This is a genomic window from Pseudomonas sp. AP42, assembly GCF_001728935.1.
GTDB lineage: Bacteria > Pseudomonadota > Gammaproteobacteria > Pseudomonadales > Pseudomonadaceae > Aquipseudomonas > Aquipseudomonas lactis.
Genome location: NZ_LYSO01000152.1, coordinates 1 through 12,746, shown reverse-complemented (window position 1 = coordinate 12,746; position 12,746 = coordinate 1). Strand labels below are relative to the sequence as shown.

The 12,746-nt window shown below is 61.5% G+C and carries 9 protein-coding genes and 1 pseudogene; 7 read left to right on the top strand and 3 right to left on the bottom strand.

What is annotated here, in order from left to right:
* Positions 1–247: 247 nt before the first annotated feature.
* On the top strand, positions 248–2,050 hold the full coding sequence (locus A7K61_RS28595) for an acyl-CoA dehydrogenase (RefSeq protein WP_069558860.1): 1,803 nt from the start codon (positions 248–250) through the stop codon (positions 2,048–2,050).
* Here the strand turns inward: A7K61_RS28595 and A7K61_RS28590 are convergent.
* Both A7K61_RS28590 and A7K61_RS28585 read right to left on the bottom strand, forming a co-directional pair.
* Positions 2,047–2,340 carry a cell division protein ZapA gene (locus A7K61_RS28590; RefSeq protein WP_003187971.1) on the bottom strand — a complete coding sequence of 98 codons (294 nt, stop codon included), beginning with the start codon at positions 2,338–2,340 and terminating at the stop codon, positions 2,047–2,049. The two genes, A7K61_RS28595 and A7K61_RS28590, sit on opposite strands and share 4 nt — an antisense overlap.
* On the bottom strand, positions 2,337–2,567 hold the full coding sequence (locus A7K61_RS28585) for a hypothetical protein (RefSeq protein WP_044270846.1): 231 nt from the start codon (positions 2,565–2,567) through the stop codon (positions 2,337–2,339). Before A7K61_RS28585 ends, A7K61_RS28590 begins: the two co-directional genes overlap by 4 nt.
* A gap of 277 nt (positions 2,568–2,844) precedes the next feature.
* Between A7K61_RS28585 and A7K61_RS34340 the strand changes: the two are divergent.
* From A7K61_RS34340 to trxC, 6 genes and pseudogenes are all read left to right on the top strand, one after another.
* Positions 2,845–3,615: pseudogene (locus A7K61_RS34340) on the top strand (MCP four helix bundle domain-containing protein); the annotation flags it as partial.
* On the top strand, positions 3,598–4,470 hold the full coding sequence (locus tag A7K61_RS34335) for a methyl-accepting chemotaxis protein (protein WP_370694794.1): 873 nt from the start codon (positions 3,598–3,600) through the stop codon (positions 4,468–4,470). The pseudogene A7K61_RS34340 and the gene A7K61_RS34335, both read left to right, overlap by 18 nt.
* A 263-nt stretch (positions 4,471–4,733) precedes the next feature.
* Entirely contained in the window at positions 4,734–6,476 is a 1,743-nt protein-coding gene (locus A7K61_RS28575) for a potassium/proton antiporter (protein ID WP_003187967.1), read from the top strand.
* A 49-nt stretch (positions 6,477–6,525) separates the two neighbouring features.
* Positions 6,526–9,909, top strand: a complete 3,384-nt coding sequence (gene mscK / locus A7K61_RS28570; protein WP_044270841.1) for a mechanosensitive channel MscK — start codon at positions 6,526–6,528, stop codon at positions 9,907–9,909.
* A gap of 48 nt (positions 9,910–9,957) precedes the next feature.
* Positions 9,958–11,421 carry a protein adenylyltransferase SelO gene (gene selO / locus A7K61_RS28565; protein ID WP_069558859.1) on the top strand — a complete coding sequence of 488 codons (1,464 nt, stop codon included), beginning with the start codon at positions 9,958–9,960 and terminating at the stop codon, positions 11,419–11,421.
* A 36-nt stretch (positions 11,422–11,457) separates the two neighbouring features.
* Complete coding sequence (gene trxC, locus A7K61_RS28560; protein WP_069558858.1) at positions 11,458–11,892, top strand: thioredoxin TrxC; 435 nt, start codon at positions 11,458–11,460, stop codon at positions 11,890–11,892.
* A gap of 131 nt (positions 11,893–12,023) precedes the next feature.
* On the opposite strand, the gene A7K61_RS28555 is transcribed toward trxC, so the two are convergent.
* Positions 12,024–12,239, bottom strand: coding sequence for a DUF6124 family protein (locus A7K61_RS28555; protein WP_047712416.1), 216 nt, complete (start codon positions 12,237–12,239; stop codon positions 12,024–12,026).
* Between the last annotated feature and the right edge of the window lie 507 nt (positions 12,240–12,746).

Here is a 12,746-nt window from a genome sequence, read left to right as displayed (position 1 = left end):
CGGGGCGCCTGAGATCAAAAGCAGATCAAGATCAAGAGCGGCTCGCTTCGCATCGTGGTTACCGTCTGCTGTTACAACCCACAAAGTTGTGTAGAGACCTATACCCATCGCAGGCAAGCCAGCTCCCACACTGATCGCGCTCCACCTTGCGCCAGCGTTCTGCCCTTCTATCACTTAAATCAATCTTGCTATCCACCCTCCATTCGCGCACTTAGACTCAGGCCAATTCCTTCAAAGGTACGCCGCCATGTCCGAGACGCTGCTCAGTTCCCGCAATCTGGCTTTCGAGCTGTATGAAGTCCTCGATGCCGAGGGCCTGACCCAGCGTGAGCGGTTTGCCGAGCACAACCGCGAAACCTTCGATGCCGCCATCAGCACGGCGCGCACCATCGCAGAAAAATACTTCGCCCCGCACAACCGCAAGAACGACGAAAACGAACCTCGCTATGAGAACGGCCAGGCGATCCTGATTCCGGAGGTCAAGCCGGCCGTGGACGCCTTCCTTGAAGCCGGCTTCCTCAACGCAGCCCGCAGCTTTGAAGCAGGTGGCATGCAACTGCCGACGCTATTGTCCCAGGCCTGCTTCGCGCACTTCCAATCGGCCAACGCCGCCTCGACGTCCTACCCGTTCCTGACCATGGGCGCCGCCAACCTCATTGAGAGCTTTGGCACCGAGGAGCAGAAACAACGCTTCCTGCAGCCAATGATCGACGGGCGCTTCTTCGGCACCATGGCCCTGACCGAGCCCCATGCCGGTTCTTCCCTGTCGGACATTCGGACCCGTGCAGAACCAGCGGCTGACGGCAGTTATCGGCTCAAGGGCAACAAGATCTTTATCTCCGGTGGCGACCATTCGCTGTCGGAAAACATCGTGCACATGGTGCTGGCCAAGTTGCCGGATGCACCTGCGGGGGTGAAGGGCATTTCGCTGTTTATCGTGCCCAAGTTCCTGGTCAACGATGACGGCAGCCTGGGCGCTCGCAACGATGTGCTGCTGGCGGGGCTGTTCCACAAGATGGGCTGGCGCGGCACCACGTCCACAGCACTAAACTTCGGCGATAACGGCAACTGTGTCGGCTACCTGGTGGGCAAACCGCACCAGGGCTTGAGCTGCATGTTCCAGATGATGAACGAGGCACGCATCGGCGTGGGTATGGGCGCGGTAATGCTCGGTTACGCCGGCTACCTTTACTCTCTGGACTACGCCCGCGAACGGCCCCAGGGGCGCCTGCCTGATAGCAAAGACCCGAGCACCGCACCGGTGGCGATCATCCAGCACGCGGACATCAAGCGCATGTTGCTGACCCAGAAAGCCTATGTAGAAGGCGCCTTTGACCTGGGCCTCTACGCAGCCCGGCTGTTCGACGACACCACCACCCTGGCCACCGACACCGAGCGCAAGCACGCCCACGAACTGCTCGACCTGCTCACCCCCATCGTCAAATCCTGGCCGTCGGAGTTCTGCCTCAAGGCCAACGAGCTGGCGATCCAGATTCTTGGCGGCCACGGCTACACCCGCGAATACCCGGTGGAACAGTACTACCGCGACAACCGCCTGAACCCCATCCATGAGGGCACCCACGGCATCCAGTCCCTGGACCTGCTCGGGCGCAAATTGGCGCAGAACGGTGGTGCCGGCTTGAAGCAACTGATTCGCCTGATCGCCGAAACCGGGGCCCGGGCGCAAAAGCACCCTTCACTCACGGCACTACGAGAGCCCCTGGAGCAACTGGTAAACCGGCTGCAAAGCGTGACGATTGGCCTACTCACCGATCTCGCCCAAGGCAAGGTCAACAGCAGCCTGGCGAACTCGGCGCTGTACTTGAAAGTGTTCGGGCACACGGTGATTGGCTGGCGCTGGCTGGAACAGGCGATCCGCGCCGAAGAAGGGCTGGCCAGGGGTGACACGGCCGATGCGGCCTTTTATAAGGGCAAGCTCCAGGCCGCCCGGTACTTCCTGACCTGGGAAGTACCGAGCTGCCATCATGAACTGGCGATTCTGGAGGCACGCGACGATACGTGCCTGGGCATGCAAGACGAGTGGTTCTAAGGCTGACCGATCACCTTGGAAATCACATCGACCGTGGCGCTGACTTGCTCTTGGTAACGGTCGAGTTCCTGCTGGTGCGCCTGTTGCATTTCAATCTGCTCGGCGCACAGGTTCAGCGCGGCCAATACCAATAGCTTGTCACCGATCAGGGTCGGGTACTTTTTCTTGGTAACGGCCAGGGAGGCCTTGAGCATGGTCACGGCATGCATCAGGGTCTGATCTTCGCCGGCCGGTGCCTTGATCGAGTAATCCTCTCCGAGAATCGAAACGACCTTTATGCCCTCACTCATGCGCTGACAGGCCCTGCACTCACACGCTCAACCAGCGCCTGGATGCGGGCGGCGGTGGCGCCGTGCTTTTCTTCCTGTTCCATCAGGTTCAGTTGCAGGCTTTCGTTTTCGTCCTTGGCGCGAGCCAGCTCGGCCTTGAGGGATTCGTTGCTGCCCAGCAGCTCTTGATTCTGCTGTACGAGGTCGCTGACCAGTTGTTCCAATTGGCTGAGGGATGCTTCTAACATTTTGATTTCTCGGGCGTTTAAAAAGGGCGGTGACGATAAAGAAAATTCACCTCGGATGCCAGGGTTATCCCTGGCCGCGCAGCCCGATGTTGCAAGGCCGGGCCGCACTTTCGAGCCTTAGTGACTGCATTTACCCGATCTGGTTCCTGAACTCACCCAACCCCTGGTCCGATGCGACAAAAGCGCGCGCCCCCTTAAGACTTTAGTCGCAGGGCCGATAAGGCGGGCACACCTCGTCTCATGGCCGCATGGATAGCGCCTCCCCCAGGACTCCAGCATGTCTCTTCGTAATATGAATATCGCCCCGAGGGCCTTCCTCGGCTTCGCGTTTATTGGCGCCTTGATGTTGTTGCTCGGTGTGTTCGCCCTGAACCAGATGAGCAAAATTCGTGCAGCCACCGAGGACATCACCTCGGCCAGCGTGCCCAGCATTCGCGCCCTGGATGAATTCACTCAACTGACCCTGCGCCTGCGCGTGCTGTCGTACCGCTTGCTGACCAACCGCGAGCCGGACGTACAGCAAAAGACCCTGGAAGCCTTTGAACTGCGCAATCAGCAGATTCGTACAGCCCAAGGTATCTATGAAAAACTGATCTCCAGCACCGAAGAGCGCAACGCCTACAACGAGTACGTGCGCCTGTTGGGCCAGTACCGTCAGATTGAAGAGCGCATGAAGAGCCTGTCTCGCGCCAATCAGGTCAACGAGCTGCGCACCCTGCTCAACACCGAGTTGCTGGAGAACTCCGAGCAGGTCAACGCCGTGTTGACCCGCTTGCTGGACATCAATAACAACGACGCCAACGCCACCAACCAGCGCGCCAAAGACCAATACGACATGGCCTTTGACCTGGTGGTAGGCCTGCTGGTGGTTGCCACGGCGCTGACCTTGCTGTTCGCCTGGTTACTGACCCGCAGCATCACCCTGCCCATCGCCCAGGCGCTGGAAGCCGCCGAAGAAGTGGCCGAAGGCAACCTGACGCGCCCGATCACCGTGGACGGCAACGACGAAGCCGGGCGCCTGCTCGCGGCCATGGCCAAGATGCAGCACAAACTGCGCGACACCCTGCAACGCATCGCCGGCTCCGCCACCCAGCTGGCGTCTGCCGCTGAAGAGCTCAATGCAGTCACCGACGAAAGCGCCCGTGGCCTGACCCAGCAGAACAACGAAATCGAACAGGCCGCCACTGCCGTCAACGAGATGACCAGCGCGGTGGAAGAAGTCGCACGCAATGCGGTGAGCACTTCCGAAGCCTCGCGCAACGCCACCACGTCTGCCGGTGACGGCCGCGACCTGGTGCAAGAAACCGTCAGCGCCATCGAACGCATGAGTACCGACGTGCAAGCCACCGCCTCCCTGATTGGCGACCTGGCTAATGAGTCGCGGGATATCGGCAAAGTGCTGGACGTGATCCGTGGCCTGGCCGACCAGACCAACCTGCTGGCCCTCAATGCCGCGATCGAAGCCGCCCGAGCCGGGGAAGCCGGGCGTGGTTTCGCCGTGGTGGCCGATGAAGTGCGGGCGTTGGCCCATCGCACCCAGCAGTCCACCAGCGAAATCGAGCGCATGATCGGCAGCATCCAGACAGGCACCGAACACGCGGTGGACTCGATGCGCAACAGCACCGAGCGCGCCGAGTCGACACTCAACATCGCCCGCGGCGCGGGCCTGTCGCTGGACACCATCAACACGGCGATTGTGGAGATCAACGAGCGCAACCTGGTGATCGCCAGCGCGGCGGAAGAACAGGCCCAAGTGGCGCGGGAAGTGGACCGCAACCTGGTGAACATCCGTGACCTGTCGGTGCAATCGGCCACGGGCGCCAGCCAGACCAGTGCCGCGAGCGGTGAGTTGTCGCGCTTGGCGGTGGACTTGAATGGGATGGTCGGCCGCTTCCGCCTCTAGCCCTAAAAACCGCCCCACCCTTGTAGGAGCGAGCTTGCTCGCGAAAAACGCCAACGATAACGCGCGCTTGCTGAATGAACGTGGCGCCTGGGAGTTTTTCGCGAGCAAGCTCGCTCCTACAGAGGCAGCCCCCTCGCACATTTGCCTGTGCACGAATCAGAAAAAGCTTTTTGACAGCGCAGCAATTCAACAGGTTAGAATCCCTGGCACGCAGACTGCATGGTCAGTTTGCGTCCTGCCCCCCCTGCCCTGGAGTACTGCCTTTGAATGCGACGACCATCAACAGCCTGTTCTTGATCGGCGCGTTGCTGGTGACTGCGAGCATTCTGGTGAGTTCGCTTTCTTCACGCCTGGGCATCCCCATCCTGGTGATTATCCTGGCCGTGGGCATGACCGCCGGGGTCGATGGCGGCGGCATCATTTTCGATAACTACCCCACCGCCTACCTGGTGGGCAACCTCGCCCTCGCCGTGATCCTGCTCGACGGCGGCCTGCGCACCCGGGTGGCGAGTTTCCGCGTGGCGCTGTGGCCGGCCTTGTCCCTGGCCACGGTGGGGGTGTTGATTACCACCGGCCTCACGGGCATGGCCGCGGCCTGGCTGTTTAACCTCAACATCATTCAAGGCTTGCTGATCGGCGCCATCGTCGGCTCCACGGACGCTGCGGCGGTGTTCTCGTTGCTGGGCGGCAAGGGCCTCAACGAGCGGGTCAGCGCCAGCCTGGAAATCGAATCGGGCAGTAACGATCCGATGGCGGTGTTCCTTACTGTCACCTTGATCGACATGCTCGCCAGCGGCCAGACCGGCCTGCACTGGAGCCTGCTCACGCACCTGATCCGTGAATTCGGCATCGGCGGCCTGGTAGGCCTGGGCGGCGGTTGGTTGATGTTGCAACTGGTCAACCGCATCAACCTGGCCAACGGCCTGTACCCGATCCTGGTGATCGCCGGCGGCCTGTTCGTATTCGCCCTGACCAACGCCCTGCACGGCAGCGGCTTCCTCGCCGTGTACCTGTGCGGGCTGGTGATCGGCAACCGCCCGGTGCGCAGCCGCCATGGCATTTTGCATATGCTCGACGGCATGGCCTGGCTGGCGCAGATCGGTATGTTCTTGGTGCTGGGCCTGCTGGTCACGCCCCATGACCTGCTGCCCATCGCCGTGCCCGCCCTGGGCCTGGCACTGTGGATGATCCTGTTTGCGCGGCCACTGTCGGTGATGGTTGGCCTGCTGCCATTCAAGGCGTTCCACGGCCGCGAAAAAGCCTTTATCGCCTGGGTCGGCCTGCGCGGCGCGGTACCGATCATCCTCGCGGTGTTTCCGCTGATGGCCGGCCTGCCCCATGCACAGCTGTACTTCAACCTGGCGTTCTTTATCGTGCTGGTCTCGCTGTTGGTGCAGGGCACCAGCCTGCCGTGGGTGGCCAAGCTGCTCAAAGTCACCGTACCGCCAGACCCGGCGCCGATCTCCCGAGCGGCCCTGGAAGTGCACGTTACCAGCGAGTGGGAGCTGTTCGTCTACCGCCTGGGCGCAGAAAAATGGTGCATCGGCGCGGCCCTGCGCGAGCTGAAAATGCCCGAAGGCACGCGCATCGCGGCGCTGTTTCGTGGCCAGCAACTGCTCCATCCGTCGGGTAGTACAGTGCTGGAAGTCGGCGATTTGCTCTGTGTGATCGGCCACGAACACAACCTGCCGGCCCTGGGCAAACTGTTCAGCCAGGCGCCGCAACGGGGCCTCGATTTGCGCTTCTTCGGCGACTTCGTACTCGAAGGCGACGCCCAGCTGGGCGCGGTTTCGGCCTTGTACGGGCTCAAGCTTGAGGGTATCGACCCGGACATGCCATTGAGCCGCTTCATTACCCAAAAGGTTGGCGGTGCACCGGTAGTCGGCGACCAGGTGGAATGGAACAACACTATCTGGACCGTCGCCGTCATGGACGGGAACAAGATTGGCAAAGTCGGCGTCAGATTCCCCGAAGGAAGTCGCCCGGGCCCCGGACTCTTCCTCTAAACTGCGGGACAACGACGCCCCGATTCTTCACTTTGCAAGACCGGTCTCTATGCCAACCCTGCGTACTTTTCTCGCCACTGCCCTGCTGGGCCTGACCCTTTGTGTTGGCAGCGTATACGCCGCCGACCCGCCCAGCGCCGAAGCCGTCCAGCAAAGCCTGGATAAACTGCCCGACCGCAAGCTGCCTGACGCCGACATGAAGGCGCTGCAGGCGACCCTGCAACAGACCCTGACCTACCTGGGCAATCAGCAGGACTACGAGCAGCGCCTGGCCGACCTCAAGCGCCAACTGGAAGAGGCCCCGCGCCAGACCAATGAGAACCAGCGTGAGCTGGCGCGCCTCAAGGCCACCAAAATCATCCCGGTGGCCCAGCGCTACGCCAGCCTGCCGGTGCCGCAGCTTGAGCAGTTATTGGTGCAACGCAGCACCCAGCAAGGCGACCTGCAAAAAGAACTGGCCGACGCCAACAGCCTGACCATCGCCGCCCAGACCCGCCCCGAGCGCGCCCAGACCGAAATCAGCAGCAGCCAGACGCGCATCCAGCAAATCAACGCGACGCTCAAGCTCGGCAAAGACAACGGCAAGCCCCTCAGCAGCGACCAGCGCAACCAGCTCAACGCCGAACTGGCGGCCCTGAATGCCTTGATTCCCCTGCGCCGCCAGGAATTGGCCGGCAACAGCCAGCTGCAAGACCTGGGCAACAGCCAGCACGACCTGATCCAGGAAAAAACCGCCCGCCTGGAGCAAGAAATCCAGGACCTGCAAACCCTGATCAACCAGAAACGCCTGGCCCAGTCCCAGCAGACGGTGACCCAACAGTCCATCGAAGCGCAGAAAGCCGGCGGCAGTAGCATCCTGGCCAAGGAAAGCGCAGACAATCTCAAGCTGTCCGACTACCTGCTCAAAAGCACCGACCGCCTCAACGACCTGACCCAGAAAAACCTGCAGACCAAGCAGCAACTGGACACCGTGACCCAAAGCGATTCGGCCCTGGACGAGCAGATCAACGTGCTCAAGGGCAGCCTGCTGCTGTCCAAGATTCTCTATAAACAAAAGCAGGCCCTGCCGCGTCTCACCGTGGACAAAGACCTGGCCGACGACATCGCCAACATTCGCCTGTACCAGTTCGAGGTCAACCAACAGCGAGAGCTGATCACCTCCCCCAGCGCCTATGTGGACAACCTGCTGGCCAACCAGCCGCCAGATGAAGTCACCCCGCAACTGCGCCGCACCCTGCTGGAAGTGGCGATCACCCGCAGCGACCTGCTGGAACGCCTGAGCCGCGAACTGAGCGCACTGCTCAACGAATCCATCACCCTGCAACTGAACCAGAAACAACTGCTCAGCACCGCCAGCACCCTGCGCGCCACGCTCGACGAGCAAATGTTCTGGATCCCCAGCAACAAGCCGCTGGACACCGAATGGCTGGAAACCGTACCGGCGCACCTGAGCAAGCAGGTCACCACCCTGCCCTGGGCGTCCAGCGTCAGCGAGTTGTATGACGGCCTGACCCAACGCCCGCTGCTGTTCCTGCCGTTGCTGTTGCTGATCGGCGCGCTGTTGTGGCGGCGCAATGCGCTGTATGTGCGCCTGAAAAAGGTTCACCAGGACATCGGCCACTTCAAGCGCGACAGCCAGTGGCATACGCCGCAGGCCATCCTGATCAACATCCTGCTGGCGATGCCCGTGGCCCTGGGCCTGGCGCTGTGCGGCTATGCGTTGCAGATCGACGCCCGCGGGCAAAACGCCAACCTGGGCGCGGCCTTGCTGCAGATCGCCCAGGCCTGGCTGGTGTTCTACACCGCCTACCGCATCCTCGCGCCGGGCGGCGTGGCGGAGCTGCACTTTCGCTGGGAAAGGCCCCAGGTCGAATTCCTCCAAGGCTGGATACGCAAACTTGGCCTGGTGGTACTGGCGTTGGTGGCCGTGGTCGCGATTGCCGAACACCAACCGGCGGCACTGGCTGACGACGTGCTGGGCATCGCCGTGGTACTGACCTGCTACGGGCTGATGGCCTGGCTGCTGGGCCGCCTGCTGCTGAACAGCCCAACCCACGAAAAGGCCTCGCTGTTTCGCAAAGCGATCGGGGTGGTGTTCACCGCCCTGCCCATCGCGCTGTTTATTGCCGTGTGCTTTGGCTATTACTACACCGCGCTGAAGCTCAGCGACCGGCTGATCAACACCCTGTACCTGCTGATGTTCTGGCTGGTGATCGAGGCCACCTTCGTGCGCGGCCTGGGTGTTGCCGCACGGCGCCTGGCCTATGCCCGCGCCCTGGCCAAACGCCAGGCCGCCAAGGAGGCCGGTGACGGCGAAGCGGTGATCGAAGAGCCGACCCTGGACATCGAGCAGGTCAACGAACAGTCCATGCGCCTGATCCGCCTGGCCTTGCTCGGCGGCTTTATCGCGGCGTTGTACTGGGTATGGTCAGACCTGATCTCGGTATTTTCGTACCTGGATAATGTCACCCTGTACGAATACACCAGCGGCACGGGTACGAATATCAGCATGGTGCCCATCAGCATCGGCGACCTGCTGGGCGCGTCGATCATCATCGGTATCACCTTTGCCCTGGCGCGCAACCTGCCCGGCCTGCTGGAAGTCCTGGTGCTGTCCAAGCTCGACCTGGCCCAAGGCAGCGCCTACGCCACCACCACCTTGCTGTCCTACATCATTGCCGGCGTGGGCTTTGTCACCACGCTCTCCACCCTCGGCGTGAGCTGGGACAAACTGCAATGGCTGGTTGCCGCGCTGTCGGTGGGCCTGGGTTTCGGCATGCAGGAGATTTTCGCCAACTTCATCTCCGGCATCATGATTTTGTTCGAACGCCCGGTGCGCATTGGCGACACCATCACCATCGGCAACCTGTCGGGTACGGTGAGCAAGATCCGCATTCGCGCCACCACCATCACCGACTTCGACAACAAGGACATCATCGTCCCCAACAAGACCTTCATCACCGGGCAACTGATCAACTGGTCGCTGACCGACACCATCACCCGCGTCACCCTGAAACTGGGCGTGGACTACGGCTCCGACCTGGACCTGGTGAAGGAATTGCTACTCAAGGCGGCGCGAGAAAACCCACGGGTACTCAAAGAGCCGGAACCCCACGTGTACTTCCTCAACTTCGGCGAAAGCACCCTCGACCACGAACTGCGCATGCATGTTCGCGATCTGGGCGACCGTAACCCGGTGTTGGACGAGGTCAACCGCTACATCAATCGTGAGTTCAAGAAACAGCACATCAACATCTCGTTCCGGCAGATGGAGATCTACCTGAAGAACCTTCACGGCCAGGAATACAAATTGGTGCCGGCCGAAGACGAGCGCAAGACCATTGCCGAGCCCCTCGACAAGCCCGACGCCCCCGAGCCTCCTGCAGGCAAAGTGGTGGATGCGCCGGAGCCGCCACCCAGCAAACTCGACTAAACGCCCTATCCCCAGCAGAATGCTCGGACATTCTGCTGGAGATGGCCGGTGAAAGCCCTCGACGAACTGACCTTCGACAACCGCTTCGCACGCCTGGGCGACGCATTCTCGACCCACGTATTGCCCGAGCCCCTCGACGAGCCGCGCCTGGTCGTCGCGAGCAAGGCCGCCATGGCCCTGCTCGACCTCGACCCGGCCGTGGCCCAAACGCCGGTATTTGCCGAGCTGTTCGGCGGCCACAAGCTGTGGGCCGAGGCAGAACCACGGGCGATGGTGTATTCCGGGCATCAATTCGGCGGCTATACCCCGCAACTGGGCGATGGCCGCGGGTTGCTGTTGGGCGAGGTCTATAACGAGGCCAGCGAGCATTGGGATTTGCACCTCAAGGGCGCCGGGATGACGCCTTACTCGCGCATGGGCGACGGGCGCGCGGTGTTACGTTCTTCGATCCGTGAATTCCTCGCCTCAGAAGCCCTGCATGCGCTGGGCATCCCCACCAGCCGTGCCCTGTGCGTAATCGGCTCCAGCACGCCGGTATGGCGGGAGAAACAGGAACGCGGCGCCATGGTTTTGCGCCTGGCCCACAGCCACATCCGCTTCGGGCACTTCGAATACTTCTACTACACCAAGAAACCCGAGCAGCAGGCCGAACTGGCCGAACACGTGCTGAACCTGCACTACCCCGAGTGCCGCGAGCAGCCCGAACCTTACCTGGCAATGTTCCGCGAAATCGTCGAGCGCAACGCCGAAATGATCGCCAAGTGGCAGGCCTATGGTTTTTGCCACGGTGTGATGAACACCGACAACATGTCGATCCTGGGCATTACCTTCGACTTCGGGCCCTTCGCGTTTCTCGATGATTTTGATGCGCACTTCATCTGCAACCATTCCGACCATGAAGGCCGCTACTCCTTCAGCAACCAGGTGCCTATCGGGCAGTGGAACCTCAGCGCCTTGGCCCAGGCGCTCACGCCGTTCATCAGCGTTGACGCGCTGAAGGAAACCCTGGGCCTGTACCTGCCGCTGTACCAGGCGCACTACCTGGACCTGATGCGCCGCCGCCTGGGCCTGACCACCGCTGAAGACGACGACCAGAAGTTGGTGGAGCGCTTGCTCAAGCTGATGCAGAACAGCGGCGTGGACTACACATTGTTCTTCCGACGCCTGGGCGATGAATCCGCGGCGCTGGCCGTGACGCGGCTACGTGATGACTTTGTCGACCTGGCCGGGTTCGACGCCTGGGCCGAACAATACAAGGCCCGCGTTGCGCGGGACGGGGATTACACCCAGGAACAGCGCCGTGAGCGCATGCACGCGGTCAACCCGCTGTATATCCTGCGCAACTACCTGGCCCAAAACGCCATCACCGCCGCCGAATCCGGCGACTACAGCGAAGTGCGAAGGCTGCATGAAGTGCTGACCAAGCCGTTTGAGGAGCAAGCAGGGATGGAGCAGTACGCGCAACGGCCGCCGGACTGGGGTAAGCATTTGGAGATTAGTTGTTCGTCGTAAGTCCCGAAACCCATAGCCGCCCACAAGGAGCCTCCGATGTCCGAATCTCTTGTAATCCCCTGCCCACATTGCAACGGCCTCAACCGCATCCCCGGCGAACGCCTGGGTGACGCGCCCAAGTGCGGGCGTTGCAAGCAGCCGGTGTTGCTGAACAAACCCTTTGATTTGAAACAGGGCGACTATGCCAGCCAGATCAAGGGCGACCTGCCGCTTTTGGTCGATGTGTGGGCCGACTGGTGCGGGCCGTGCAAGTCGTTTGCGCCGGTATTCGAACAGGCCGCCGAGCAGCTTGAAGGCAATTGCCGGCTGGCAAAACTGGACAGTGAGGCTAACCAGCAGCTGTCGGCGCAGTTGGGGATTCGTTCGATTCCCAGTTTGATCCTGTTCAAGAACGGCCGCGAAGTGGCGCGCCAGAGTGGAGCGTTTCCGTTGCCGCAGTTGATGAGTTGGTTGCGTAGCCAAGGGGTGTAAACAGCCCCCCTCAAACAACTCGGTCAATGTGGGAGCTGGCTTGCCTGCGATGCAGCCGACTCGGTCTGCCTGGTACACCGAGGTGATGCCATCGCAGGCAAGCCAGCTCCCACATTGAATGCATTTCAGCCTCAGGTCAGCGGGGCTTCGCGGTCCATCATCTGGCTGACCAGCATGACGCCCAGTTCGCTTAACTGGTGGATGGCCAGCGCTACGTCGCGGTGTTCGCCAGTGAGGTCGTTGGACAAGTTGAGTAAGAGCGTGCGCACGGAAGAGAAGGTTTCGTAGCTGTTGAGCACGAGGGTTTCGGTGGGGAGGTTGGGTGACACGGTATAGAGGTTAGCCATGGATCGTCTCCGGGTTGGGGAGCCGCAACCAGCCCGCTACTAAACGGAGGGTGGCAGCTGTACGCAGGTTAGTAGACCGGGGAGACGCAACCGGCGCGCTCGAAAGCGCCCTCCGTACAGCCACCATCGAATCCAGGAAGATCCTGATCGACGATTTGCCGTACGTCTCACCACGGGCTACTAAACCCGATCACTGAACATTCAGCGACCGGCAAACCTTAGAGACGCCCATCCAGACGCACAAGCCGGCGGATTCTGGCGTAGCTGTAGGCAAGGTTACAAGGCAAAAGCCCAATTGCCAGACCCGTCCTACAGACCCTGTGGGACAAATCCAACTCACCTGCCGAAACGCCCCCCACAATTAACCGCGCCCGCCCCCCACTCCACGATGCGAAGCGAGCCGCTCTTGATCTGCTTTTGATCTCAAGCGCCCCGTCAAACCACGCTGGCCGGAATTCGACAGGGATTTGGGGGGTAAACCGGCAGGGATGCCGGTTTAGCCGCCCC

Excerpts from the sequence above, each read along its gene's own strand:
- A7K61_RS34335 (WP_370694794.1), top strand. The coding sequence starts at position 3,598 with ATGGCCAAGATGCAGCACAAACTGCGCGACACCCTGCAACGCATCGCC.
- A7K61_RS28555 (WP_047712416.1), bottom strand. The coding sequence starts at position 12,239 with ATGGCTAACCTCTATACCGTGTCACCCAACCTCCCCACCGAAACCCTC.
- A7K61_RS28585 (WP_044270846.1), bottom strand. The coding sequence starts at position 2,567 with ATGTTAGAAGCATCCCTCAGCCAATTGGAACAACTGGTCAGCGACCTC.
- trxC (WP_069558858.1), top strand. The coding sequence starts at position 11,458 with ATGTCCGAATCTCTTGTAATCCCCTGCCCACATTGCAACGGCCTCAAC.
- A7K61_RS28590 (WP_003187971.1), bottom strand. The coding sequence starts at position 2,340 with ATGAGTGAGGGCATAAAGGTCGTTTCGATTCTCGGAGAGGATTACTCG.
- A7K61_RS28595 (WP_069558860.1), top strand. The coding sequence starts at position 248 with ATGTCCGAGACGCTGCTCAGTTCCCGCAATCTGGCTTTCGAGCTGTAT.
- mscK (WP_044270841.1), top strand. The coding sequence starts at position 6,526 with ATGCCAACCCTGCGTACTTTTCTCGCCACTGCCCTGCTGGGCCTGACC.